Genomic DNA, 25,230 nt, shown 5'->3' with positions numbered 1-25,230 from the left:
TATGGATGGAATTAAAAACTTGATTATAGACTTTGGTGGGGTGATTATCAATCTGACCCGTAACCGTTGCGTGGAGGCCTTTGAAAGTTTCGGTGTACCCAATGTCCGCGATTGTATTTTGAACAGCAAGGACTTGTTCATGCAGATAGAAATAGGCACTATCACATCGACGGAGTTCAGGGATGGGATCCGCCACCTGACCCGTCAGCATCTGACCGATGAACAGATCGATGCCGCCTGGATCGCCATGCTCGACGATATTCCCGCTTATAAGCTGGAACTGCTGATGGAACTTCGTAAGAAATACAACACGATGCTGCTCAGCAATACGAACGAGATCCATTGGCAATGGGCGGAAAAGAACAGCTTTGCTTATCAGGGTCATCATGCCGGGGATTTTTTCAATAAGATCTACCTTTCTTACGAGCTGAATATGCTGAAACCCAATGCTGATATCTTTGAATATGTATTGAAAGATGCTGTGATAAAACCCGAAGAGACCCTGTTCCTGGACGATTCTGTCCCTAACTGCCGTACTGCAGAATCTCTGGGTATCCGTACGTATACACCCCAGGCCAGAGAAGACTGGTCGCATCTGTTTAAATAAATCTTAGCCGCTACCGAAAAGTTAATAAGACCGATTCAGAGAACCAATCTGTTTGTATGCTGTTTCTATAAGCATAAATCTAAACAAACATTTGGTGATTATGAATAAGTTAGTTTTTTCAGTGCTGCTGATAGTAACATTTCTTGGCAGTTGTTCAAAAGATGATGATTGTTCCTGTAAGGATGGGAATAGTTCGGATTTGATAACTCCCGAACTTGCCCAAATGATGGTTTCGACCACAACTTCCACAACTCCGTTTACCGGTGCATTAATGGTATATCCATGTCTGGATGATACTACCTTATATTATGGTAACTACAGTAGGAGTGGAACGCTTTCTCCTATTAATGCAATGTACACAGTGAATGGCGGTAGTGTATATAATGCTGCGCTACCTGTTAAGCTTCCTCTTGGAGAATATAGTCTTCTGTATTGGGCTATCCCAAAAAATAGTCAGGTCGATTCAACTTATGATGCGACATCTATTAATGAACCAGGGTTACGGATAGGGGTAAATCTAGCTGAGTTGTATTTATCTTTGCGAAAAGAAAGTTATTCTGATACAACCTATACGCCTGTGTATGATTATTTGCATGCGATAGATCCGATCGATATAGGAAGCGAGAAGATGCAGGCTACGTTAAAACGTGCTGTCACTGGTTTGAAAATAACGTTAGTCAATAAAGATGGAGATAAGATGGATGAAAGTATTGTATCTGCCCGTATCCTGATAGGTGATATTGCTTCCCGTTTGAATTATTACACAGCTGAACCTAGCGATTTTACTAAAACTGTAGCATTTCCTTTAGATATGGCTGCTGATAGTATGTCCATGTCCGCTAACTCGACAGTGATGGTGTTCCCTTCTGCGGATAATCCACCGTTGACTATTTTATTGATATTAAAAAATGGACAGGTAAAGCGTTTCCAAAAACCATTAGCTAATGCACTGGTTGCCGGAAACCGTTTGACACTTAATGTTACCTTAGGTGAGTTATATTCCGAAGAAACGTCTTCCGATGGTTTTAAAGTGGAGAACTGGACGGAAACGACGGAGAATATAGACTTCTCTACCTCTGCGGCATCTTGATATAATGGGTTTGCGTGGCTTTGTAGTGATTTATATATCCTTCACTTTTAATATATTATAGGACGTTCCTATATCATACACATCATTGCCGTCTACTTTCTTTATGTATTTCACAACGCGGACGGTTACCGGGAGGATTATCACTTCGTACAAAGACTTCAGGACTGCCTGCGTTCCGATCATGATCAGTAGTTCCTTAGTCGGTATCAGTCCGGCGAAAGCTATCGGAAAAAAGATCATCGAATCAGCACTTTCGCCGACTAAGGTCGAGACGATTGCCCGTACGGAAAAGTGTTTCCCGTTCGACGCAATTTTCATTTTACTCATAACGTATGCATTCAGGAAAGAACCGACCAGGAAAGCGATCAGGCTGGCAATGGCTATGCGCGGCGCCATCCCGAAGACGAAATTAAATCCTTCTTCGCCTTCCCAGAAAGGGGCGGCAGGCAACATAACAGCCAGTTGGGCAAATCCGATAACCAGGAAATTGGATGCGAACCCGCTCCAGATGATCAAACGTGCTTTCTTGAATCCCCATACTTCGGCTATACAGTCGTTGATAATATAGGAAATAGGGAATACAATCAGTCCGGCAGTGGCGGTGATGCCGAATACCTGTACGACTTTTGTCTCTAAAAGATTGGAAGCTACCAGGCATATATTAAAGAGAATACCCAGAAGCATGAACGGGATTGTGACAGTTGTTCTCTGCATAATTCTTGTTTTTTACGAGGTTTATCAAGCACTCGGGAAAGCACGGGCTTTCCGTATTATGTCTTTTTATTTATTCAGGTTGCAAAGATAGTTATTTTTTTAGAATCTGTGCGAATAGGTCAGCCCTATTGCATGTTTGTAGTTGACAGGATCATATACATTAAATATATGGTAACGATAATATAGCTGTAACGTATTTTGCTTATTGATCTTATAATCGCTTCCGGTAGAGAGGCGGATACGCTCTGTGTACATATTCCCTTGGTGGCCGGTGTTATTGAACAATTCTCCGTAAACGAAAGGGGAGAAGCCTGTTTTACCGATTTTGTATGAAACGGTCAACATAGTCCTGAGATAATTTTTAGGATGTTGGCCGCCCGTCTTAAAAGTACTTTGAAATCTTTCCCGTAAAGAGAAAGAAAGGTTGCCGATCGGATAAGATGCCGAAGCATACACATAATAACGATTGCGTAATTCTTCCGAAGCTTTATACTGGCAAAGCAGCATATAGGCCACTCCGGCTTTTACATACGGATTGAATGTATAGTTGACTTCCCCTGTAGTCAGAAACCATTCTGCTTGCTTGAAATTGGATTTAGGGCGGATGTCTTCTTCAAATAAAAAGGAAAACTTATGATAAATCTTTCCCGACAAACTGACCTTAAATGCCATACCGGCTCCGTCTATTGCATATAAGGAAGAATGAAACAGAAGTATCCAAAAAGCAGACAGAATAAAGAAACGATTTCTTCTGAAATAGTTTTTCATGAGAATATGACGTGTTTTTGATTTAGATTCTTTGCAAAGATAAAGATAAAAGCGTTACTTTTGTTTCTTCTGGAACTTAATAAAATCATATTATGAAGAACATTAAGAAATGTTTTATGCTGGCAGTATGTATATTCACTGCATCGTCTCTTTTCGGCCAGCAGAAAGATTGGGCACAGTTTGGCCGTTACGCAGAGGCTAACAAGACAGTGAAAACTCCCTCCAAAGTAGTTTTCATGGGAAACTCGATTACAGATGGGTGGTGGTCGACCGATTCGTTATTCTTTAAGACAAATGGATTTATAGGCAGAGGCATCAGCGGACAGACAACGGCAGAAATGCTAGTCAGATTCCGTGCAGATGTAATTAACCTGAAACCTAAGGCTGTCGTGATCCTGGCCGGTACGAATGACATCGCGCAGAATAACGGATATATAGCAATGGAGAATATCCTCGGAAATATAATCTCTATGGTTGAGTTGGCAAAGGCTAATAATATAGATGCGATCCTTTGTTCCGTATTACCCGCATACGAATTCGGATGGCGTAAAGGCTTGGAGCCTGCCGGTAAAATTATCGAACTGAATAAAATGATCAAGGCTTATGCCGATCGTAACAAGCTGACTTATATCGATTATCATTCCCGACTGGCTGATGAAAGGGGAGGATTACCCGAGAAATATTCAAAGGACGGTGTACATCCCACTTTGGATGGATATAAAATAATGGAAGAAATACTTCTTCCGGCACTGAAACGTTATTGACCGGATTATTTTATTATATTTGCTCCCGAATTATAAAAACAGTTTTTTGAAAACACTACATTCTACATCTATAAGTGCGTAATAACAGCCTATAACTCTTTATAGGCTGGCCACTTTTCTTTTTCGGATATATATCTTTATCCGAACCTTCTTTTTATTTTCTTTTTTGTACGAATAAAGTGTTCCCATAAGGGAGCATAATAACCATTAATATAAATAATCATGAATTTGAATGACGTACATGTCAGGAAGGCTACTTCCGACGATTTCAGTGACGTAATGAACGTCGAACGGCTTGCTTTCGGCGAGGAAGACGAAGCTCGACTGGTGAAGGATCTGCTTGCAGATGCGAGTGCCGAACCATTTGTTTCGCTACTTGCCTGTTACCAGGGGGAAGCCATAGGGCATATTCTTTTCACCAAGGCCTTACTGGAGGGATCCAATCCTTCTCCTTCTGTGTATATCCTGGCTCCATTGGCTATAAAACCAGCATATCAGAAGCAAGGAATTGGCGGTTTATTGATCCGCGAAGGGCATCGGATATTGAAGGAGATGGGTGTGGAGTTGGTATTTGTTCTGGGGCATAAAGAATATTATCCCCGCCACGGATTTAAAGGAAAGGCAGAAGAGGCCGGTTATCCGCCTCCTTATCCGATCGAAAGCATCTATGCAGATTGTTGGATGTATCAGTTCCTCATCCCGAAAACGAAAGATTTCCCCAAAGGGAAAGTTAAATGTGCTGAAGCGTTGGATAAGCCGGAGTATTGGCGGGAGTAGGTTTAAGTAGATATATCAAAACAAATAAACCGGACGCAGATGTCTTAGAATTCTGCGTCCGGTAAATATCGTCTTTTGATACAATTTCTTCTTGTCTTTTATTTGATTTCCAATACCGCCGGGCAATGATCCGAGTGTATGGCATCGTTCAATATGTAGGCTTCTTTCAGTAACGGCTTTACCGGTTCGCTCACCATGCAGTAGTCGATACGCCAGCCTTTATTGTTTTTGCGCGCATTGAAGCGGTAGCTCCACCAGGTATATTGCTGCTTGTCGGGATTCAGGAAACGGAACGTGTCGATAAATCCGGAATCGAGGAACCGCGTCATCCATTCGCGTTCTTCAGGAAGGAAACCACTATTGGTCGCATTCCGTACAGGATCATGGATATCTATCGGTTCATGGCAGATATTATAGTCGCCGCAAAGGATCAGTTGCTTGCGTGTTTTCTGTAATTCCACTACATAGTTCCGGAAGTCTTCCAGCCATTCCATCTTAAACGCCTGACGTTCATCGCCGCTGGTTCCTGAAGGGTGGTAGACGCTTACGATGGAGATATCGCCGTAATCTGCACGGATAAAGCGTCCTTCATTATCGTATTTCTCTATTCCCATGCCGGTTTCCACATGATCGGGTTCCTGCTTGGTCAGGATGGCGACGCCGCTGTATCCCTTCTTTTGTGCACTGAATAAATAGGCTTTATAGCCCAGAGCCTCGAATGCTTCTGCCGGAAACTGGTCCGGTTGCAGTTTGGTTTCCTGCAGGCAAAGTACATCCGGTTGCTGCTCACCGAGCCATTCGGGCAATCCCTTTCCAACGGCTGCACGCAGACCGTTTACATTGTATGTGATGATCTTCATATGAACTGTTTGTTTGTCCGTTTTTATATGAATTCAAAGATACGATTTAACGTTTGGATCTGCTAATATTTGTTTGATAATTCTGTAAGATGCCTTATATCCACAGATAAATAATATCTATTTCCCGAGGAAGCGGGTATCCAGATATTGAGTGAATTTATCTTTATACTGGTTGCCGATAGGGATATAAGTGTCCTTTCCGAAAATGATACGGTTATTGGCTACTGCCGTTATCTTTGAGAGGTTTACCATATACGAACGATGCACACGCATGAATTTGCCCGAAGGTAATTTCTCTTCCAGTAATTTCATGCTGATAAGAGACATGACCGGCTTCTGGTCTTCGGTAAAGATGCGGACATATTCATTCTGGCTTTCGATATACAGGATCTTGCTCATATCTATCCGGATCATTTTGTAATCCGCTTTGATGTAAAGGTCTTTACTTTCCGACGGGCTGTTTTCATCTTTTACTTCAGGGACTATGGCGGATGGTTTTAGTAATTCCATCTGTCGCAATGCTTTGTTTGCCGCTTTCAGGAAATCGCCGTATCCGAATGGCTTTAGCAGATAATCGAGCGCATCCACGCGGAAACCTTCTACGGCATATTCCGAATAAGCGGTTGTAAAGATAACAAGCGGTTTCTTTACCAGTGACTTAACGAAATCCATCCCATTCAGATCCGGCATATTGATGTCGGCAAAAATAAGGTCGACGGGTTGCGAAGCAATCACGTCGAGTGCTTCGAGTGCACTCGAACAACTTTTGACCAGTTGAAGAAAAGGAACTTTTTCTATATAACCGGTTATTTGTGTGAGCGCCAGCGGCTCATCATCAATGGCAATACATCTGATCATGATTGTATGGGTATTATCAGTAAAACACGATATTCATTATTCTCACTTTGGATATCCAGCGTATAATCATTGTCGTATAACAAACGGAGCCGCTTCTTCACATTTTCAAGTCCTATCCCTTTGTGTTGTTCGGTCGCATTGTTGAAACTGCTGTTGATCACGAGGCATTCTATTTCGTTCTCTTTAACCTTCATCGACAAGTGGATGAATGACTTCCGGCGGTAACTGATCCCATGCTTGAACGCATTTTCAAGAAAAGAAATGAAGAGCAGGGGCGGAATCTGTACGTTCGGTATCTCTTCCGGGAGAGATACCCCTATTTCAACCTGGTCCGTATAGCGGAGTTTCATCAATCCGATATAATTATCCAGAAAAGCGATCTCTTTAGCCAGTGGCAAGGTGGGCTGGGTGGCATCATATAAAACATAACGCATCATCTTGGATAACTCAAGAACGGTCTCTTTCGCTTTTTCCGTATCCAGGTCGATAAGCGCATGGATATTGTTGAGCGTATTCATAAAGAAATGCGGATTGATCTGATGTTTCAGGTATTCCAGTTCTGTTTGTAAGGTATGTTTCTCCAGTTCCTTCATCCGGTGCTCGTCACGGATCGATTTGAACAGGAGCTTAATGGCAACATTCAGACCGAGTACCAGGATAGCTGTCAGGATGAAGTTTACCATAGGAGAGATCATCCCCGGCATCTGCCACATCGGTGGGCGCATAGCTTGCCTGGGCGGTTCTTTCTCCATCGGGAATTTAGGTCCCGGCATTTCCTCTTTCGGCGGCCGGTTCATCATAAATTCGCGTGGCGGATGTTTCTCCATTCCTCCGGGCCGTTTGAGTTTGACGAAAGGATTCAAGGCAAATATCAGGCAGACAGTCAGCAAGGAGAATAGCAGGTAAAGCCATGACTTTTTCCTTATCAGTAAAAAAGGAATAAGCACATAATTATTGATGAGGAAAAGGATAAAGAAAGGTGCGATCATTTTCCAGGCGCGGAAAATATCGTTCCAGTTGATCGTCTCTCCGTTATATTTATGTTCCAGAAGCGGGGACACCAGAATGACTACCCAGATAATCAGGTAGATCAGGTTTTCCAGTAGCTTCTGTCGTCGTTCCTGTTTCTCCATTGCTGTCAGAATTTATATGAATATCCCAATCCTATCATATGTTTACCGTTTCCTTCGTCATCGTCTTTAAAGTTGACGTAACGATAATAGAGTTGTAACGAATTACGCTTGTTCAGCCTATATTTGCTTCCTGCCGTGTATTTCAACTTGTTCATCTTATTTCCCTGCGGATCGTTCAGTGTATTGTATAGCTCGACAGAGGCAAAAGGCTCGAATTTGCAATTCCTTATATCGTATTCCACCTCCAGGCGGCTGCGAAGATACAGTTTCGGGTTTGCCCGTTTGCTTGTTTCCTTCACTCCGACACGGTAGGTACTCTGAAAACGCTCCCGTAAAGATACGGTAAAGCGGTTAATACGGTAAGAACCGGTGGCAAAAAAATAATACCGGTGGCGCACTTCCCAACCTTTCGTCTCATGGTTATAGTTGATCAGGTTGTAGGCACCGCCTAATTTCAGGAACTTCCAGGGCTTATAGCTTAGTTCGAGTGTAGTCGAAAAACGGTCGACCTCACTCAGGTTATCACGCAGCCGGAAGTCTTCTTCCAGCGACAGGTTCAACCCGGGGATGATCCTTTTAGTAATGTCGGCGCTAAGGGAGGAGCCCAGGTCGTCCTGTGCTGAAAGAGTATGGATAGTCAGCAGGGAAGCGGTAAAAAATAGTATCTTTAGCTGTTTCATGATCGATGTATTTAATTGTTTTTATTCTCCTTCCCGAGGGAAACGGGTTACTGTATCGACCGAATTGATCTCCCTCACTTCGGATTCATAATATACCTTGATGAATGCCGCATCGCGCAGGAAATCGATATGTCCGATCTCAATCTTTTGTATATTCAGTCCGGTACGGAGGCGGAGGTCTGCTATCAGCTCTTTGCGTTTTTCCGGAACGATCAGCTGGATTTTATCATACAGGATCAGTTTGCAGGATACATGTTTCAGCCAGCGTTCGCTTTCCAGCAGCCAGGTGACAAGGATAAAGATACAGTTTGTCGCAATCAGTTCGGCATAACTGATCTGTACAGACAAGGCATTGATAACGGATAGGGCGATAATGATGAAGAGATACGTCATTTCGCGGATAGGGACCGATTCTGTCCGGTAGCGGATGATCCCGAAGATGGCAAATATACCCAGGGCAAAACCGATCTTCAGCTTCACGCTTCCCATCAGGATGATCAGGAAAAAGACACTGACATTGATCAGGGAGAATGTGAAATAGTAATCCCTCCGCCGGCTCTTCGGGTAATAAAAGAAATGGATGATGATCCCGACAATCACGAAGTTGAAAAAGAACCGGATAAGCAGCTGGGTAATCGCTTCCGTATCCATTACGGGAGTGCCCATCAACTGCGTTTCCTCTACGATATCAAATAATGTATCCATAAGAATAGTTTGCTAGTTTATTTATTTGAGTGAGTTTCTTTTTAAAGCGGTTGCGTTTGGCTTCCGGGTTCGTCAGGAGCATACCCAGGCAATATTTGCTGATACTTACCGGGTGGATATGTAATTGCGAAAGGTTTACTTTGGCGCGGGAGGGGATATTTCCGTCCTGCTTCAACTCGATAATGACCAGTCCGGGTAACGATTGTTCTTTTCTGGAAGAGAGATGGCGGAAGCAGAGATCCGTATCGATGGTAAGCCGTTCTGTTTTCTCCCGGTTGACCAGGGTGATACGGTTAAACTGGTTTTCAACCTGTAACGTTAAGTCCTGCAACTGAAAGGAAGCATGTTCATAAAGAAACACTTCTGCTTCCGTGACCAGGTATGAGTTCATAGAGGAGAGGGGCATTCGTACTTTTCGTGTTCTTCCTTTATTGTTTTTATCTTTTATCTCAAGGAAAGTCCGGCAGGAATCTAAATAGGAACGCATGCGTATTTTTTCGCGGGTTTTGCGTCCGTTCTGGTGTGCCAGATACATGGATAGTCCCGGTGTATCCAGATAGACGGTGCGATAGGGGCTGACACGTTTACCGTTTATTTCCTGTATATAATAGTCCTTTTGCAACAGGCGAAGGAAACAGACCAATTGCTCCGACGTTGTCGTGTACTTGGTATCTATCCGGTTCATCAGCCGGACACCCTCCATCTCACTCAGGGAGATGGAGGGGAAGCTTTTTAGAATAGTGTCGATAACCTTTTCTTCCATATTACTTTTCAGACTAATAACTAAACCTTTTACTAAACCTCTACATTTTGGTTTCAAAAATAGAGATGCTTTTATTGATGGGAAAAAATAATCAGTGAAGTGGCGGTTTTATTCAATGAAAATATTTTTTGAGATATAAGTAGGAGAGAAAGATTCAATAATTTCTGAATCAAAATTTTCGGAACTCCGACCAGGCATAATCAGATTGTAGGACCGAGTATTTTGATGCTAGTTCTATATCGTACAATTAAAGAAATTAAGTTATACGCTGAGTTATACGTTTCCTATACGCCGCATCTATTGAATTTCAATCGGCTAAAATAAGTTATAAAACACACCTTATACACACGGACCGGTCTCTCTTTAAATATAGATAGAAGTATCTTTAATATAGAATTTATAATAGGGTATTTTTTCAATTTTTTTCAGTAGAGGTCAAACCGTTCTCTAACGCTCTATTACAAAGTAAATCGTTTTCCAAAACATATATGTTTCGTTTGCAAATCATATATGTTTTGTCGTTAAAACACCTATGTTTCGACAGCAGTTGTCAGCTCTTTTTCCAATAAAGACTAACTGTCTTTATCCAGCACTAACCATCCCTATCTGCTCCTATCCGGTAGTCACTTTTCAGTTGTACTTACTTTTGTGAGGTTATCGATAATCTGATACTAAATGAAATAATGCGGTATAAGATTTATTTCATTGATAAAAACATCCCGTTTACAGATTCTTTTTTTAGAAGATAGGAGGGAACGCTATTTTTGGAGATCAAAAAACAAAAGGATATGATAAAATATACCATTGTAAAGAGCTATCTGTTTGCTGTTTCCCTGTTCATACTGGTACCGTCTTTACCGGCATGCAGTGCAGACGACATTTCTTCCGGTGAGGAAACAAAGGCTGTCCCGGACGATGAGAATGATCAGGTAGATAACTCTTCTTTTTCCAGTACGGTCACGGTTTCTTTTGATAACACGGTCACAGTCTCCAACCCGATGTCGGACAACGGCGTATCTGTTCAGATTAGTGACGGACAAGTGACGATCGTTTCGACAGCCGAAGAAATGGAATATGTTCTCTCCGGTTCGACGACCAACGGAATGGTAAAGATTTACAGCGACTATAAATTCAAGCTGACACTGGATGGTGTATCCATCACCAACCCTTCCGGTCCGGCTGTTAATATCCAATCACATAAACGGGTATTTGTCCAGCTGAATGATAACACGCAGAATATATTGACGGATGGTTCCTCCTATGCAACAAATGGCAGCGAAGACCAGAAAGCAGCCTTTTTCAGTGAAGGCCAGCTGATTTTCAACGGTAACGGCTCGCTGACGGTCAACGGTAATAACAAGCATGCCATTTGCAGTGACGACTATGTTCGTATTTATGAAGGAAATTTCATGCTTACCAGTAAAGTCTCCGACGGTATCCACACGAACGATGCCGTCATAATAGACGGAGGAACCCTGACGATCCATGCGGCAACCGACGCCATAGAATGTGAAGAAGGCTATATCCTTATCCAGGACGGCGATATTACGATCGTCAGCGGTGATGAAGGAATCACCACCTCCTACGAAGGCTCCGATTCATCTATTAATCCCTACATGGATATCAACGGAGGAACGATCCGTATAACGACAACGGGCACTTCCGCCAAAGGAATAAAAAGCCTGGGCAACCTGACTATCAACGGAGGAAATATAACGGTAAAAACCTCCCGTTCGGAAGCGGAAGGTATCGAGAGCAAGCGCGAACTGGTCATTAACGACGGCTATATCATCGTCGAGGCTTACGATGACTGTATCAATGCGGCCACTTCCATTGTCATTAACGGCGGAGAGATTTATTGTTACAGTACCGCAAACGATGGCATCGATTCTAACGGTACGCTGACGATTACCGGAGGCACTGTCGTCTCCATCGGTACTTCTTCGCCGGAAGATGGCTTTGACTGTGACCAGAATACATTTAAGATCACCGGCGGAACAATCATCGGAGTAGGAGGAGGCACCAGTACACCGACCACTAACGCATGCACTCAATCTTCCCTGATCTACGGTGGAAGCGGTACTCAAAATACATTATTCCATATAAGCTCGGATGATGGTGCCGATATCCTGACTTTCAAGATACCGCGTACGCTCCAGCAAATGACATTATTATTCAGTAGTCCTGCCCTTACATCCGGTTCGGGCTATACCATCTATACCGGAGGAACGGCTACGGGTGGCTCTGATTTTTACGGCTTATATACCGGATCGACCTATTCCGGCGGTACACAGGCCGCCACCTTTACCGTTAGTTCGATAGTCACGACTGTCGGTTCTTACTCCGGCGGACCGGGCGGCGGAGGGAATATCGGCGGTGGCGGAAGACCGGGAGGATGGTAAAAAAATCTCATTTTGTATACTCCGAATGTAAATGAATCATACATTTGTACCGGCAAAAAGAAAATTACTCAAGGATAGTACAAAATGAAAGAAAATAGCATTGAAGCCCGTTTGCTTCATACTCCTTACGAAAGGCCGGATGCCTACAACGCGTTGTCTATGCCGGTCTATCACACAGCGGCCTACGAATTTGATTCCGCCGAAGCCATGGAAGCCGCTTTCTGCGGCCGCACGACCGACCATGCTTATTCGCGGATAACGAATCCGACCGTGCAATATTTTGAAGATCGCATACAGGCTATCACCGGAGCGATGAGTGTGACTGCGCTCAACTCCGGAATGGCTGCCATCTGCAATACCTTGATGGCGATCGGCTTCTCCGGGGCGAATATCGTGACTTCTCCCCATCTCTTCGGTAATACCTATTCGCTGATGAAAACGACATTGGCCGCATTCGGAGTCGAAGCACGTTTCTGTGACCTGACAAATCCGGATGAGGTTCGTGCAAATGTCGATTACAATACCTGCGCTGTATTTGTGGAAGTGATCACCAATCCTCAATTGGAAGTGGTCGATTTAAAGCTATTGTCGTCTATCGCCAGAGAGGCCAAAGTTCCCTTGATCGCAGATACGACGATCGTCCCTTTCACGGTTTTCCACGGAAAGGATTTCGGGATAGACATCGAGATCGTATCCAGTACCAAATATATTTCCGGAGGTGCAACGAGTGTAGGAGGGCTGATCCTCGACAACGGAACGTTCGACTGGAGCCGTTCATTCATCCTGAAACATTGGTATGAACAATATGGCGAACGTGCATTCACAGCCCGCCTGCGTAAAGAGATCCACCGGAATCTGGGAGCCTATATGACGCCGCAGGTCGCTTATATGCAGACATTGGGCCTGGAAACTATGCAGCTCCGTTTTGAACGGCAGGCTTTCACCTGCCTGGAGTTGGCAAAACGTTTGCAAAGCCTGCATGGCATCGTGTCCGTCAATTATACCGGGCTGGAAGATAATCCGTATTACCAACTGAGCACTTCCCAGTTCGGTCGTTATCCCGGAGCGATGCTGACGTTCGACCTGCCTGCCCGCGAAGCCTGTTTTGCCTTTATGAATCGCCTGAAGTTGATTCGCAGGGCTACGAATCTGTTTGATAACAAGACATTGGCTATCCATCCTGCCAGTACCATCTACGGCAGTTTCACGGAGGAGCAGCGTCGGGATATGGATATCAGTCAGCAGACGGTCCGCCTGTCGGTCGGCCTTGAACCGGTCGATGATCTGTACAATGATATTGAACAAGCCTTATCCGTAACCAGCTGATGCGAACATTGATCATAGCCGATAATCAGGATATCACGAAAGCCGGCATCTTATATCTGACTGATAAGATGCCGGACTTCTCGCTTGTAACCGAGGTTGCCGGTAAACGTGAACTACTCCAACTTCTGCAACAATATCCGCAGGCTGTAGTCCTGCTCGATTATACGCTTTTCGATTTGGCGAGTGCCGACGAACTACTGATCGTGCAGGAACGTTTCAAGCAGGTATCCTGGATACTTTTCAGTGACGAGCTGAGTGAAGATTTTATCCGCCGCATCCTTTTCAGCAGCGAGGCATTCGGTATTGTCCTGAAAGATGCTTCATCGGATGAGATACAGGAAGCCTTACGATCGGCTTTGCATTCCCGGCGTTTTATCTGCCAGCGAATCCATCACCTGCTTTCGAATAAGAACTCTGTTCGTGAACCGAAAGAGCACCCGGTACTGACCTCCACGGAAAAAGAGATATTAAAGTCCATCGCTTTGGGAAAAACGACCAAAGAGATAGCTTCCGAACGTTTCTCCAGCATCCATACCATCACCACCCACCGAAAGAATATCTTCCGAAAACTGGAAGTCAACAATGTGCATGAAGCAACCAAGTATGCGTTGCGTGCCGGAATTGTCGATACGACGGAATATTATATTTGAATCTACTTTTCCATCCAGAGAAAAGTAACACATTACACCATATCATCTCCCGTCTTCACAATCTCCACTTTTAGTGTCTTATGGAAAGGAGTAAAGCGAGAAATAACCATTATTACGATGGCGAATATCAACACATAACCGATAATCGTTTTCAGCGCAAGCAGTAAACTTTGCGATTGCAGCGTCGCATACAAGCTATTTGTTGCAAGCAGGGTGGCATCGGTCATATTATGCCCCTGTGCCAGCGCATTGTTGAGAGACTGATTATATTGCTGTGCCGCCAGTGGGTTTTGCAGGTCCATATTTTCCGAAAGGGTTGTCATACCCCGTAATTGCAGGCGGTAAAGTATATTGTTAAAGAATGCCGACGACAGGGCAGGAGCTATCACCGAACGGCAACTGATCAGGAAGAAAGCATTATATATCATCAACTTCGGATTCATATCCTCCACCGCATACACCCCAAAAGCGATAAACAGGATCATCATCCCCATACCCCGGAGGAACATCGGAAGATACAACATTTCATACGTCCCGTCCGGCGTGATTCCGAAATAAAGGATAGCAAGATAAACCACATAACACGCCATTCCCGAGGCTATCAGTATACGGAAACGCCACCGCTGCCAGCGGAACCACCAGAAGCAAACTACCGCCCCGCCGATAAAGCCCGGTAGCATCCAGAGGTTCAGAAAGTTGGCATGCACGCTGTCGACCCGTATGATGTTATTCATATAGCTTGTGACCAGCGAACTCGTAGCCGAAAAGAACATGACCAGCATCATAAAGAAATAACCGATCAGTGCTTTGCTGCTATTCAGTATTTCCAGCCGGATATAAGGATTCTTTTGTGTCTTTTGCCGTGAAACGAACAACCAGACCAATACCGGCAATGACAATACGTACAGGGTGATCTTGGCGGACGAGAACCAGTCGAGCGTTTTGCCGTATGTGGCCGACCAGATCGTGAAGAGCAGGATAGAGGCTATGATCAGGATGCTTTTCCAGTCTATCTCCTTAAAAGGAAAATGAACGGGGCGCTTCGCATACCGGAAAAACATCAGGATAAAAGAGATGGCGACCAGCAACAGCAGGATAACGAAATAATACATATACTGCCATTGATAGTAGTAGGCGAGCTGTGCCGTGATTGCCATCGATATCTGCCCCGCCGAAAAGACGATAGGGTAGAAATAGGCATAAAACTCGCTGCGGACATTCTGCGGACTGAAAAGCGGGCGGATCATCAGGATGATTTCCAGCATGGCAAACCCTTTCAGGAAACCGATAAAGAAACTACAGACAATGATGATATCCATCTGGTTCACCTGCGCACAAATAAAGCTTAATATAACCTGCAAAAGCAGGTCGATCAACAGGATCGTCTTGGTCGTTACCACCGGGCGGACCTTGGGGATAAGCGGGTAGGAGACCGCCATGCCTGCCGATGTCGCATAGTAGGCCATACTGATATCCTCGCTCAATACGCCGAGCGTTCCCGAAACTTCGGTGATATTCCCCGTATAAGCTCCGTTGATGAGGATGATCGGCAGCATGACGACGAAGGCCGTGACGATCCCCAGCCACCGGGGAACCCAGGGGCGTATCGGGACATTCAGTAAAACCTGTTGAGCCATATGCTTCTATTTGCTTTAAATAAGAAAATCCGTGTAATACGTATCTTTCACTCTTTCTTCAATGCTTCCGTCTCCACCATCATTCCGGCACGGAGCAGATTCATATCTTCGGGCGAAACATCTGTGAGGTCGATCCGCACGGGGATACGTTGCTGTATCTTGACAAAATTACCGGCCGAATTATCGGTCGGGACCAGCGAATATTTCGATCCTGTCGCCTCGGAGATAGCCGTTACCGTGCCGTGGAAGATACGGTTGTCGATGGCATCCACCTTGATACGGACCTGCTGCCCGATGTAGATGTGGCTGATTTGTGTCTCTTTGTAATTGGCGGTGATCCATTTGTCGTTGCCGCGGACGAGATAGCTGAGGGTTTGCCCTGCCTGCACCAGTTGCCCGGTTTCCAGTGTACGCCGTCCCATGTATCCGTCGAAAGGGGCGGTGACAACTGTATAGGAGAGGTTCAGTTGCGCCATCTCCAGGTCAGCCTCCTTGCGAAGGATCGTGGCTTCGACACTGCCGCTCTTTTTGCTCGTTTCCGTGTATTGGGACTGGGCGGCATTCTTTTGGCGCAACAAAGCATCGTAACGGGCTTTCATAGCTTCGTAGTTTGCTTTGACCTGTTCATATTGCTGTTGTGAGACGGATTCTTCCGCCAGTAGGTTGGCATACCGTTGATAATCCTGTTCGAGTTGCCACAAACGGGCTTTCGTCTCCGCGATATTCGCTTCCTGGATACCGATATTCACCTGAGAGGTTTCGATGCCGGAGCTTAAGATGTCTTTAGACGCATGTGCATCCAGAAGGGCCGCCGCAGCATCTTTTAGTTTGATGCGGTATTCACGGTCGTCGAGGATAAGAAGCGTGTCGCCTGCCTTGACTTGCTGATGTTCGGTGAAACGGACTTCTCTGATGTATCCCGGTACACGGATATTGACGGGGATGATATACTGGTCGACTACGGCATCGTTGGTGATCTCGTAGTTTACGTATTTCCAGAAATAGTTCACAGTCCACGATATTCCGCCGAAGGCAAGCAGGATACAGATCGTGTTGAGCGTGATGTTCCTGATCTTCAACCGTAGTAATTGTTTTCTTTTCTTATGTAATGCTGACATACAGAATTGTTTTATCGGTTATAAATTGCCGCACGAACGCATCAGTTCGTAGTAGCTGTAAACGGCCTCGGTACGGGCATTCGTCAGTTGCAGTTCGGCTTCGAGCCTGACACTGCTGGCATCGAGCAGATCGGTCAGGATGGATAACTGGTTCAGATAACGGTTCCGCACGATGCGATAGTTCTCTTCGGCCTGCCTGACCGATAACAGGAGTGCCTGTACACGGTCGAGTGCTTCGTGATGCCTGATCCAGGCACTTCTGACATTGATACGGATATCCTGCCGTATCTGGTCTTCCCTGTTTTTCCGGAGGTGGACGTATTGTTTGGCCTCGTGCATTTTATGCTTGTTCTGATAGAGGGAAGACAGGTTGTAAGACAGGCTTAACGCTATATTCCAGTTATTGGAAAACATATCTTCCATCGTAGTGCTCAACGGGCGTGACAGTGTATTGGCGGCCCGGATGGAAAGGGAAGGCAGATAATCTGCTTGCGACAGGCGAATGTCGTTTTCCGCCAGTTTCGTGTTATAGCGGGCGATTTGCAACTCCGGATAGTTGCTGTAAGCCTGCAGGACGTATATCTCGTAGTCTTCCAGCGAAACAGCTGTATAAAGCAGTGTCGTATCGGGTTGCAGAAGTAACGACTCGTCCAGTCCGAGCAGGACGTCGAGCTGTTGCGAAACAATGGAAATATCGTCGTCAGCTTCACGGCAGGCTAGCTGGTCGTTGGTCAGTTGCAGTTCGCTGCGCAACTCATCGTTACGGGTGACGACGCCTTCCTTCTTCAACCTGCGGATATCGTCCAGCCGGCGTGTGGATTCTTCCACGTTGCGGGCGAATACGTCTCTTTGTTTATAAAGGCTGAAAAGGTCCATATACCGGCGCAACAAAAGGAGTTTGATCTCTGCCTCGCTGTTGGTCGAGTTCAGTGTGGCAATCTCTTTTTCCAGGGAAGCCCGCTTGATGTTATAATGGATTTTCCCTCCGTGGTAGACGGGTTGGGTCACCTCTACATTATAATTGTGCGACCAGTCGGGCAGGTCGGGATGCACGGGCTGCGCCAATCCTTTGCGGAAGACGGTAGACTGTCCGATATATCCGGTCGTCGCACCGATACTGATACCGGGTAGGCGTGAGGTCTTTGCCGTCTTTTCCTTGTCGTCCGCGATGACTTCCTCCATGCGGGAGGCTTGCAGGCGCAAACTGTTCTCTGTCCCCAGACGGAATAACTCGTCGAGAGAAAGCGAGTAAGCCTGTTGGGAATAAGTCGCAACAGGCTTACAAATAAACAGTAACATTAATAAACTATATCTGATCAAATATCTCATTCAATTTATTCAGATGCTTCATGCAGGCTTCCATGTGGCGGGTATTCATTTGGTTGCCTATCTGTGTGTACATATCTTTCAGGAGTGACTTTATCTTTTCAGCCACTTTTTCTCCTTCCGGTGTAAGAAATATGAGTTTGTTACGCCGGTCGTTGGTGTCTTCCCGGCGTACGACCCATTCTTTTTTCTCCAGGTTGTTGATCAGGTTGGTGAGGCATGCCTTGTCCTTCGCCGTTTTTTCCGCCAGCGTTTGTTGGCTGACACCCTGTTCTTTCCATAGGCAATGCATGACCTGAAGCATCTCGAAGGTCATATCGACATTGTTTTTTTTAAGTAATCGTTGAATCGTTTGCCGGAATGTCATCCGGGTCTTTAATATCAATAAATTAAGTTCGTGCGCTAATTCACTATCCGTCATACTTGCTGTTTTTGGGATGCAAAGATAGGAATTTCTTTGATATTAGTTTAATATTTGACTATTATTTGTTGGGGAAGAGATAACAAGCAAGGCTTGCTTGTTACAGGTTCATTTGCCGTCAGTTTTAACTGACGGATTTGTAAATGGCTATTTCTTTGGACTTTAGTCCCATTTTAAAATATATCCCCATTAAAGAGAAATGTGGCTAAAGCCAAAAGAGATAAACTATCTGCAAACCGTCAGTTAAAACTGACGGCAAATGAACCTGTAACAGCTAAGCCTCTTTTATAATGGTACAGTTCATTTCTGATATTCACTTACAATGAATACTCTTCACTTACAACGGATACTCTTCAAACGCGTACAGTACCGTAGAAAGATACCGTTCCCCTGTATCCGGCAGTAAGGCGACGATTGTCTTTCCGGCATTCTCAGGCAGTTCTGCCAGTTTCAATGCCGCATACACTGCTGCACCAGAAGAGATGCCGACAAGCAAACCTTCTGTCTGTGCCAGTTCACGGCTGGTCCGGATAGCATCGTCGTTTTCAACCTGAATGATCTCATCGACAAACTTGCCGTTATATGTTTTAGGGATGAAGCCGGCTCCGATACCTTGTATCTTATGCGGTCCCGGTTTTCCTCCCGAGAGGACGGGGGAGTCGCTCGGCTCTACCGCTACGATCTTTATATCCGGATTATGTGCTTTCAAACCTTCTCCGACACCGCTGACTGTTCCACCTGTGCCGACACCTGCCACGAAAATATCGACTTTGCCGTCCGTATCACGCCAGATCTCCTGGGCAGTCGTTTCCACATGTTTGGCCGGATTAGCCGGATTTTCGAATTGTTGCAGGATGATGGAACCGGGTGTTTCGTCACGTAATGATTCGGCTTTGGCGATGGCTCCCTTCATGCCGTCGGCTCCGGGAGTTAATACTAGGTGGGCTCCAAGTGCTTTTAACAGGTTACGACGTTCTATACTCATCGTTTCAGGCATCGTCAGGACTAATTTATATCCTTTGGCAGCCGAAACGAAAGCCAGTCCGACTCCGGTATTTCCGCTTGTCGGTTCGATGATGGTCGCTCCCGGTTTCAGCAGTCCTTTCTTTTCTGCGTCTTCGATCATTGCCAGAGCAATGCGGTCTTTCACACTTCCTGCCGGATTGAAATACTCCAGTTTGCCGATCAGTTTCGCTTTTACTCCCTTGCTTGCATTGAAATTCGAGAACTCCAGTAACGGTGTGTTACCGACCAGGTCTGTCAATGATTTTGCTACTTTTCCCATATTCTTTTATGTTTTTAAATTGTTTCTTATCTATGCAACAAAGATAGGTATCGGATTGATTATGATATATACCATAAACAGGGTATATTTTGTTTTTATTTATTAACAATAAAATAATTCTCTTATATTTGCAGTATTCTGGACGAACGAGATGGAGGATAATGAACTCATATTATTGTTAAAACAAAGTGATAAAGATGCTTTTACTGCTTTGTATAAAAAGTACTGGAGGCAAGTATACAACTTCAGTCGGCTTTATCTGACCGGTAAGGATGCGGCAGAGGAGGTCGTACAGGAAGTTTTTATCAAAATCTGGGAATCGCGTGACTTTATGCGCCAGGAAGATAATTTCAAAGGACTATTATTTATTATAACCCGTAACCTGATCTTTAACCAACACCGTAAGAGCCTGAACGAAGACTTCTATAAAATGACCGTTATCTCGGCTATGGAAAGTTCGTATGATATAGAAGAAGAGATAGAGGCTAAGAACCTGAGTGACTATATCGATCTGCTGATCAATGAACTCCCTCCGCGTCGTCGCGAAATATTTAACCTGAGCCGGAAAGAAAATAAGAGTTATAAGGAAATAGCCGAACTATTGCATATTTCAGAAAAAACTGTAGAAAATCAGATCAGTGAAGCTTTAAAGTATTTGAGAAAGAATATATCGATGCTTGCTCTTTTCCTGTAAATAGGTTATCTCTTCTCTTTTATTTCAGAAAATCGAAAAAAATCTATGGCCGGATAGGGGGACACGCTCGGGTTAGGTGTATTTATTATAAAGCACATAGAAGAAATGAATCAGAATGATAAGAAATATATACTGAAGAAACTGATGCAGGATGCATTGGCAGAGGAAGAAGTAGCTGCCCTGAACGATCGGGTGGCTATAAAGGAACGGATGGGCGATCAATGGGAAAATGCCCCGGATGCGGCAGCCTTCGACCGGACGGACGGGGTGCATATATGGCAGTACATACGCAGGCGGATAGAGGGTAACAGACCGGGGAAAACGCAGTTCTATAAAATCTATAGTGCCGTCGCCTCCATACTGCTGTTACTGGCGTTGGGGGGAATGACTTACCTTTTCCTGGAAAAGAGGAATGATCCTCCGATGTATATTGTCAGTTCGGGTATTCAGAATATGCAATCGGTGTCATTGCCGGATGGAACGGAGGTCCAGTTGGGTCCGGGCAGTAAATTGACCTACCCGTCGGAGTTTTCTTCCGGAAAGCGGGAAGTCAGCCTGGATGGACAGGCATTCTTCGATGTTTATAAGAATCCTCATAAGCCGTTTGTTGTTCATACTGCTGATATGGATATAGAAGCTCTGGGCACTGCATTTGAGGTTTTTAGTTATGGTATAGAGAATAAGTCGGAGGCCATTCTGTTGAATGGAAAGATAAGGGTGAATTGCAACGGCTCTCTGAATAATAAGAATGGCGGATACCTTCTGTCGCCGGATGAGAAAATAGTATTTGACAAACGAGATAATTCAGCCTCCGTGCAGGATGTCGATGCGGATAAATATACAGCCTGGCGAAAGCAACGGATACTGAGTTTCGAGAATGAAAAGTTATCGATGATCATTCCCCGTCTGGAACAATGGTATGGGCGTAAGATCATGTGCCAGCAGGATCTGGCTGATAAATACCGGTTTACATTTAAGATCAGGGATGAATCTCTTGAAAGAATTCTTTTTATGATGGGAGCCTCATCCCCGTTAAAGTACAAGGAAACAAGTAACGGGAATTATCAATTGATTCTCAAGTAAATAATTAATAACTTAAAACAAATACGTATGGATGGATAAACAGTTAACCTAAAAAATTGGAAGATACCTGCAAGTACCTTCCAATCAGAATGTTTTAGACCAAATGCATGTCTTAAGGAGTCCAAGCCGATGACTTGCATTCATTATTTATCAAAAACAATACAAAGTTATGAAAAAAAACAATGACAGGGATTGTTGTGTCCCGTTATTCAGAAAAACAATTCGTATTATGAGGATCACAGTTTTATTTTCACTGGCTGTAGCCTGTTGTATTTCTGCTTCTACCTACGCGCAGGATTACAAAGTCTCAATAAACAAACAGAACAGTAGTATAATTGAGATTCTGAAAGAGATTGAAAAAAACAGTGAGTTTACATTCTTTTTCAATGATAACCATGTAAATGTAAACAGGAAAGTGAGCGTAAAAGCGAAAGATGTTTCTTTGGAAGAGGTGCTTGCACAAGTTTTCAGGAATACCGGATATGAGTATCAGATCATAGATCGCCAGGTGCTGATCAAAGTGGCTGCCGGGGGGCGTTTGAATGCTCTTGTGGACCAGCAAAATACAAAGTCGGTTTCCGGTGTCATTTACGACGAAGAAGGACTGCCGGTTATCGGTGCGAATGTCGTGGAGAAAGGAACGACCAATGGTACCATTACCAATGCCGAAGGGAGCTTCTCCCTTCATGTTGCGTCTGACGCAACATTAGTGATTACTTATATAGGATATGTGACAAATGAAATATCCGTAGCCGGTAAAAATACGGTAACCGTTACTTTGAAAGAAGATTCGGAAATGTTGGATGAGGTTGTTGTCGTTGGGTATGGTACAATGAAAAAGAGGGATTTGACGGGAGCGGTTGCTGCCGTGAAAGGTGATGACCTGGCATCTCGTAAAACCACACAGTTATCGACGGCTTTGCAAGGTTCTGTTGCCGGAGTGATGGTGACCCGCGATAATAGTGCACCGGGAGCTGCTGCCGGTAGTATCAGGGTCCGTGGTATTACGACTATCGGTGATACCAGTCCGCTGGTGATAATAGATGGTGTTCCGGGGGGTATTAATGACGTGAACCCGAATGATGTAGAAAGTATGTCGGTATTGAAAGATGCTGCATCCGCTTCTATTTACGGTTCACGTGCCGCTGCCGGTGTTATTTTGATCACAACCAAACGTGCCCAGGAAAAGAGCCTGTCGATTGATTACAATTTTGAATACGGGTTGGAGATCCCGACAAAACAACCTGAATATGTCGGTGTCAAACGTTTTCTGGAAACAACCAATGAACTGCGTTATAACGACAACAAATCCGGAGGTTGGAACCAGGCCTATTCGGAAGAAGACATAAACAACTGGGAGAAAAATTATCTGACGAACCCTGATAAATATCCGATGACGGATTGGGTAGGGATGATCCTGAAAGGATCGGCTCCGCGCCAGACCCATACGATCAGCGTGGCGGGAGGTTCCAAAGCTGTAAAATCGAATGCTTCGTTCGTTTATGACAAAGTGGATGGCCTGTATGCCGATCGTTATTACGAACGCTTTATGATTCGTTCCAATAATGACTTTACGGTAAATAAATATCTGGGGGCAACGTTGGACTTTAATTTTAAACGGACCAAGAATCACCAGCCCCATTACTCTCCTTTCGCTAACATGCGTCTGGCTCCTATGATCTATCCGGCTGTATGGGCCAATGGGGAATATGCAGACGGAAAGAATGGCAACAACCCTTACGCAAATGTAAATTCGGGAGGTTTTAAGGATGAGTGGTATAACCAGCTTGGAGGACGTGCTGCAATCAATATTACTCCGCTCGACGGTTTAAAGATCTCGGGTGTAATTGCTCCGAATTATACGTTTGAGAAAAAGAAACATTTCCGTAAGGCAGTCTCTTATTCTTTGGCTGACGACCCGAATACGGTTGGCGGTTATATGGAAGGTTATAATACGACAAAATTGTCTGAAGATAGAAATGACAGTTACAATGTGACCATCCAGGGCATAGCGAATTATATGAAAACCTTCGGCAAGCACGATCTGAACCTGATGGCAGGTTATGAAATGTATAACTCTTTTGCGGAAAACCTGGGAGCTTCCCGTGATCAGTATGAGTTGATAAACTTCCCTTATCTGAATGTCGGTCCGTTAGACCTCCGTGATAACAGCGGTAGTGCTACGGAATTATCTTATCGTTCGTGGTTCGGACGGGTTGCCTATAATTTTGATAACAGGTATTTGTTGCAGGCGAATGTCCGCTACGACGGATCTTCACGGTTCCATTCCGATTATCGCTGGGGATTTTTTCCTTCTTTCTCCGCCGGTTGGGTGATGAGTGAAGAGGCTTTTATGAAAAATGCGGACATCGATTGGTTATCTTTCCTCAAGTTGAGAGCTTCTTACGGTACTCTGGGAAATGAGCGGATTACCGATAAGGACGGAAATGCCCTTTATTATCCGTATCAGGCATTTATTAACTTTAGTGACGTGCTGTTTTATCAGAATGGAAATGTTGTGCCGGAGTTATCGGCAGCACAATGGGCTTATGCCGTCGAGAATATTTCCTGGGAGACTACCCGTTCTGTCGATGTCGGTCTGGATGCTACTTTCTTTAATAACCGTCTGCGCTTTAGCGGCGATTATTACAACAAGCAAACCAAAGATATGTTACTGGCGTTGGAAATTCCTGATTATGTAGGATTCGATAACCCTCAGAGAAATACAGGAAAGATGTATACCAACGGCTACGATCTCGAGTTGGCATGGAATGACCGGATCGGTGATCTGACCTATGGTATATCGGCTAACTTCTCAGACTTTGTTTCTAAAATGGGAGATCTGGGCGGTACCGAATTCCTGGGTGATCAAGTGAAGATCAAAGGCAGTGAGTTCAACGAATGGTATGGTTACCTGAGTGACGGCCTGATGTTGACGGATGAGGATTTGAAAGGCCCGAAGCTAAACGATAATGTTCAGTTGGGAGACATTAAATATAAAGACATATCCGGACCGGACGGTGTTCCCGACGGAAAGATTTCACCGGAGTATGACCGTGTTCTGTTGGGTGGCTCTTTACCCCGTTTCCAGTATGGCGGGACATTGAACCTGGGGTATAAAGGAATTGATTTTTCTGTAGCTTTCCAGGGAATCGGTCGGAGAAATACACGTTTGTCTCCGGCTATGGTACAACCTCTTCAGTCCAATTGGGGAAATACTCCGGCTATTATCGATGGTTATTATTGGTCGGAGAAAAATACGGAAGCTCAGAATGCACAGGCTCTTTATCCTCGTTTATCGTATGCCAATAACGCTATTAATTATGCCATGTCAGACTTTTGGATGTTCAATGGGCGTTATTTCCGTCTGAAGAATCTGACTTTGGGATACACGTTGCCTGCTGCCTGGACAGAAAAGGTGATGATTAAACGGGCCCGTGTTTATGTTGCAGCGAACGACCTGTTCTGTATAAGTAAGTATCCGAAAGGATGGGATCCTGAAATGGGCAGTTCTTCCTATCCGATCACTACATCTGTGTTGTTTGGATTATCCGTTAAATTTTAAAAGA

23 protein-coding genes are annotated in these 25,230 nt (G+C 44.7%); 10 read left to right on the top strand and 13 right to left on the bottom strand.

Annotated features, from left to right (window positions below):
• Position 1 precedes the first annotated feature (1 nt).
• Entirely contained in the window at positions 2–607 is a 606-nt protein-coding gene (locus IEY67_RS04985) for an HAD family hydrolase (protein ID WP_183669422.1), read from the top strand.
• A gap of 100 nt (positions 608–707) precedes the next feature.
• Positions 708–1,697 carry a FimB/Mfa2 family fimbrial subunit gene (locus IEY67_RS04980; RefSeq protein ID WP_183669424.1) on the top strand — a complete coding sequence of 330 codons (990 nt, stop codon included), beginning with the start codon at positions 708–710 and terminating at the stop codon, positions 1,695–1,697.
• Between the two features lie 30 nt (positions 1,698–1,727).
• Here the strand turns inward: IEY67_RS04980 and IEY67_RS04975 are convergent, their stop codons facing one another.
• Together IEY67_RS04975 and IEY67_RS04970 are read right to left on the bottom strand one after the other, a co-directional pair.
• Positions 1,728–2,411 carry a queuosine precursor transporter gene (locus IEY67_RS04975; RefSeq protein WP_183669426.1) on the bottom strand — a complete coding sequence of 228 codons (684 nt, stop codon included), beginning with the start codon at positions 2,409–2,411 and terminating at the stop codon, positions 1,728–1,730.
• Between the two features lie 99 nt (positions 2,412–2,510).
• The gene (locus tag IEY67_RS04970) at positions 2,511–3,179 is read right to left on the bottom strand and encodes a DUF2490 domain-containing protein (protein ID WP_122354899.1); all 669 of its coding nucleotides are present in this window, start codon (positions 3,177–3,179) and stop codon (positions 2,511–2,513) included.
• Between the two features lie 92 nt (positions 3,180–3,271).
• Between IEY67_RS04970 and IEY67_RS04965 the strand changes: the two genes are divergently transcribed.
• Entirely contained in the window at positions 3,272–3,943 is a 672-nt protein-coding gene (locus IEY67_RS04965; RefSeq protein WP_122362521.1) for an SGNH/GDSL hydrolase family protein, read from the top strand.
• A gap of 222 nt (positions 3,944–4,165) precedes the next feature.
• Positions 4,166–4,720 carry a GNAT family N-acetyltransferase gene (locus IEY67_RS04960; RefSeq protein WP_183669428.1) on the top strand — a complete coding sequence of 185 codons (555 nt, stop codon included), beginning with the start codon at positions 4,166–4,168 and terminating at the stop codon, positions 4,718–4,720.
• 98 nt (positions 4,721–4,818) lie between these two features.
• Here IEY67_RS04960 and IEY67_RS04955 read toward each other — a convergent pair whose 3' ends face one another.
• The 6 genes from IEY67_RS04955 to IEY67_RS04930 form a co-directional block, all read right to left on the bottom strand.
• Entirely contained in the window at positions 4,819–5,580 is a 762-nt protein-coding gene (locus tag IEY67_RS04955; protein ID WP_183669430.1) for an exodeoxyribonuclease III, read from the bottom strand.
• A 117-nt stretch (positions 5,581–5,697) separates the two neighbouring features.
• Entirely contained in the window at positions 5,698–6,438 is a 741-nt protein-coding gene (locus IEY67_RS04950) for a LytR/AlgR family response regulator transcription factor (protein WP_122354890.1), read from the bottom strand.
• Positions 6,435–7,571, bottom strand: coding sequence for a sensor histidine kinase (locus tag IEY67_RS04945; RefSeq protein ID WP_183669432.1), 1,137 nt, complete (start codon positions 7,569–7,571; stop codon positions 6,435–6,437). Before IEY67_RS04945 ends, IEY67_RS04950 begins: the two co-directional genes overlap by 4 nt.
• Positions 7,572–7,576: 5 nt before the next feature.
• On the bottom strand, positions 7,577–8,251 hold the full coding sequence (locus IEY67_RS04940) for a DUF2490 domain-containing protein (RefSeq protein ID WP_183669434.1): 675 nt from the start codon (positions 8,249–8,251) through the stop codon (positions 7,577–7,579).
• Positions 8,252–8,272: 21 nt separating this feature from the next.
• Complete coding sequence (locus IEY67_RS04935; RefSeq protein WP_183669436.1) at positions 8,273–8,956, bottom strand: DUF4956 domain-containing protein; 684 nt, start codon at positions 8,954–8,956, stop codon at positions 8,273–8,275.
• On the bottom strand, positions 8,940–9,719 hold the full coding sequence (locus tag IEY67_RS04930; protein ID WP_183669438.1) for a polyphosphate polymerase domain-containing protein: 780 nt from the start codon (positions 9,717–9,719) through the stop codon (positions 8,940–8,942). The genes IEY67_RS04935 and IEY67_RS04930 overlap by 17 nt, the downstream gene beginning before the upstream one ends.
• Positions 9,720–10,507: 788 nt before the next feature.
• Between IEY67_RS04930 and IEY67_RS04925 the strand changes: the two genes are divergently transcribed.
• From IEY67_RS04925 to IEY67_RS04915, 3 genes are all read left to right on the top strand, one after another.
• Positions 10,508–12,121 (top strand): carbohydrate-binding domain-containing protein, encoded by a 1,614-nt coding sequence (locus IEY67_RS04925; RefSeq protein WP_183669439.1) that lies wholly within the window; start codon positions 10,508–10,510, stop codon positions 12,119–12,121.
• Positions 12,122–12,205: 84 nt separating this feature from the next.
• The gene (locus tag IEY67_RS04920; RefSeq protein WP_183669442.1) at positions 12,206–13,447 is read left to right on the top strand and encodes a PLP-dependent transferase; all 1,242 of its coding nucleotides are present in this window, start codon (positions 12,206–12,208) and stop codon (positions 13,445–13,447) included.
• Positions 13,447–14,097 (top strand): LuxR C-terminal-related transcriptional regulator, encoded by a 651-nt coding sequence (locus IEY67_RS04915; RefSeq protein WP_183669444.1) that lies wholly within the window; start codon positions 13,447–13,449, stop codon positions 14,095–14,097. The genes IEY67_RS04920 and IEY67_RS04915 overlap by 1 nt, the downstream gene beginning before the upstream one ends.
• Positions 14,098–14,129: 32 nt before the next feature.
• Here IEY67_RS04915 and IEY67_RS04910 read toward each other — a convergent pair whose 3' ends face one another.
• The 5 genes from IEY67_RS04910 to cysK form a co-directional block, all read right to left on the bottom strand.
• Positions 14,130–15,734, bottom strand: a complete 1,605-nt coding sequence (locus IEY67_RS04910; RefSeq protein WP_183669445.1) for an MFS transporter — start codon at positions 15,732–15,734, stop codon at positions 14,130–14,132.
• Between the two features lie 47 nt (positions 15,735–15,781).
• Positions 15,782–16,852: an HlyD family secretion protein gene (locus IEY67_RS04905; protein WP_183669447.1), complete on the bottom strand. Its 1,071-nt coding sequence runs from the start codon at positions 16,850–16,852 to the stop codon at positions 15,782–15,784.
• Between the two features lie 18 nt (positions 16,853–16,870).
• Complete coding sequence (locus tag IEY67_RS04900) at positions 16,871–18,181, bottom strand: TolC family protein (RefSeq protein WP_183669450.1); 1,311 nt, start codon at positions 18,179–18,181, stop codon at positions 16,871–16,873.
• Complete coding sequence (locus tag IEY67_RS04895; RefSeq protein WP_122374271.1) at positions 18,159–18,599, bottom strand: MarR family winged helix-turn-helix transcriptional regulator; 441 nt, start codon at positions 18,597–18,599, stop codon at positions 18,159–18,161. Before IEY67_RS04895 ends, IEY67_RS04900 begins: the two co-directional genes overlap by 23 nt.
• Before the next feature lie 337 nt (positions 18,600–18,936).
• Positions 18,937–19,884 carry a cysteine synthase A gene (cysK, locus tag IEY67_RS04890; protein WP_122352377.1) on the bottom strand — a complete coding sequence of 316 codons (948 nt, stop codon included), beginning with the start codon at positions 19,882–19,884 and terminating at the stop codon, positions 18,937–18,939.
• A gap of 151 nt (positions 19,885–20,035) precedes the next feature.
• Between cysK and IEY67_RS04885 the strand changes: the two genes are divergently transcribed.
• The 3 genes from IEY67_RS04885 to IEY67_RS04875 all read left to right on the top strand — a co-directional run bounded on the left by IEY67_RS04885 (position 20,036) and on the right by IEY67_RS04875 (position 25,226).
• Positions 20,036–20,578, top strand: coding sequence for an RNA polymerase sigma-70 factor (locus tag IEY67_RS04885; RefSeq protein WP_122352378.1), 543 nt, complete (start codon positions 20,036–20,038; stop codon positions 20,576–20,578).
• A 105-nt stretch (positions 20,579–20,683) separates the two neighbouring features.
• Positions 20,684–21,661: a FecR family protein gene (locus IEY67_RS04880; protein WP_183669452.1), complete on the top strand. Its 978-nt coding sequence runs from the start codon at positions 20,684–20,686 to the stop codon at positions 21,659–21,661.
• Between the two features lie 169 nt (positions 21,662–21,830).
• On the top strand, positions 21,831–25,226 hold the full coding sequence (locus IEY67_RS04875) for a TonB-dependent receptor (protein ID WP_183669454.1): 3,396 nt from the start codon (positions 21,831–21,833) through the stop codon (positions 25,224–25,226).
• Positions 25,227–25,230 lie beyond the last annotated feature (4 nt).

This window comes from Parabacteroides faecis (genome assembly GCF_014647375.1).
GTDB classification, from domain to species: domain Bacteria; phylum Bacteroidota; class Bacteroidia; order Bacteroidales; family Tannerellaceae; genus Parabacteroides; species Parabacteroides faecis.
This window is presented reverse-complemented; position numbering and strand designations above follow the sequence as displayed.

Excerpts from the sequence above, each read along its gene's own strand:
- IEY67_RS04895 (WP_122374271.1), bottom strand. The coding sequence starts at position 18,599 with ATGACGGATAGTGAATTAGCGCACGAACTTAATTTATTGATATTAAAG.
- IEY67_RS04905 (WP_183669447.1), bottom strand. The coding sequence starts at position 16,852 with ATGTCAGCATTACATAAGAAAAGAAAACAATTACTACGGTTGAAGATC.
- cysK (WP_122352377.1), bottom strand. The coding sequence starts at position 19,884 with ATGGGAAAAGTAGCAAAATCATTGACAGACCTGGTCGGTAACACACCG.
- IEY67_RS04985 (WP_183669422.1), top strand. The coding sequence starts at position 2 with ATGGATGGAATTAAAAACTTGATTATAGACTTTGGTGGGGTGATTATC.
- IEY67_RS04910 (WP_183669445.1), bottom strand. The coding sequence starts at position 15,734 with ATGGCTCAACAGGTTTTACTGAATGTCCCGATACGCCCCTGGGTTCCC.
- IEY67_RS04925 (WP_183669439.1), top strand. The coding sequence starts at position 10,508 with ATGATAAAATATACCATTGTAAAGAGCTATCTGTTTGCTGTTTCCCTG.
- IEY67_RS04945 (WP_183669432.1), bottom strand. The coding sequence starts at position 7,571 with ATGGAGAAACAGGAACGACGACAGAAGCTACTGGAAAACCTGATCTAC.
- IEY67_RS04950 (WP_122354890.1), bottom strand. The coding sequence starts at position 6,438 with ATGATCAGATGTATTGCCATTGATGATGAGCCGCTGGCGCTCACACAA.
- IEY67_RS04975 (WP_183669426.1), bottom strand. The coding sequence starts at position 2,411 with ATGCAGAGAACAACTGTCACAATCCCGTTCATGCTTCTGGGTATTCTC.
- IEY67_RS04915 (WP_183669444.1), top strand. The coding sequence starts at position 13,447 with ATGCGAACATTGATCATAGCCGATAATCAGGATATCACGAAAGCCGGC.
- IEY67_RS04960 (WP_183669428.1), top strand. The coding sequence starts at position 4,166 with ATGAATTTGAATGACGTACATGTCAGGAAGGCTACTTCCGACGATTTC.
- IEY67_RS04930 (WP_183669438.1), bottom strand. The coding sequence starts at position 9,719 with ATGGAAGAAAAGGTTATCGACACTATTCTAAAAAGCTTCCCCTCCATC.
- IEY67_RS04920 (WP_183669442.1), top strand. The coding sequence starts at position 12,206 with ATGAAAGAAAATAGCATTGAAGCCCGTTTGCTTCATACTCCTTACGAA.
- IEY67_RS04935 (WP_183669436.1), bottom strand. The coding sequence starts at position 8,956 with ATGGATACATTATTTGATATCGTAGAGGAAACGCAGTTGATGGGCACT.
- IEY67_RS04965 (WP_122362521.1), top strand. The coding sequence starts at position 3,272 with ATGAAGAACATTAAGAAATGTTTTATGCTGGCAGTATGTATATTCACT.
- IEY67_RS04940 (WP_183669434.1), bottom strand. The coding sequence starts at position 8,251 with ATGAAACAGCTAAAGATACTATTTTTTACCGCTTCCCTGCTGACTATC.
- IEY67_RS04980 (WP_183669424.1), top strand. The coding sequence starts at position 708 with ATGAATAAGTTAGTTTTTTCAGTGCTGCTGATAGTAACATTTCTTGGC.
- IEY67_RS04955 (WP_183669430.1), bottom strand. The coding sequence starts at position 5,580 with ATGAAGATCATCACATACAATGTAAACGGTCTGCGTGCAGCCGTTGGA.
- IEY67_RS04885 (WP_122352378.1), top strand. The coding sequence starts at position 20,036 with ATGGAGGATAATGAACTCATATTATTGTTAAAACAAAGTGATAAAGAT.
- IEY67_RS04900 (WP_183669450.1), bottom strand. The coding sequence starts at position 18,181 with ATGAGATATTTGATCAGATATAGTTTATTAATGTTACTGTTTATTTGT.
- IEY67_RS04875 (WP_183669454.1), top strand. The coding sequence starts at position 21,831 with ATGAAAAAAAACAATGACAGGGATTGTTGTGTCCCGTTATTCAGAAAA.
- IEY67_RS04880 (WP_183669452.1), top strand. The coding sequence starts at position 20,684 with ATGAATCAGAATGATAAGAAATATATACTGAAGAAACTGATGCAGGAT.
- IEY67_RS04970 (WP_122354899.1), bottom strand. The coding sequence starts at position 3,179 with ATGAAAAACTATTTCAGAAGAAATCGTTTCTTTATTCTGTCTGCTTTT.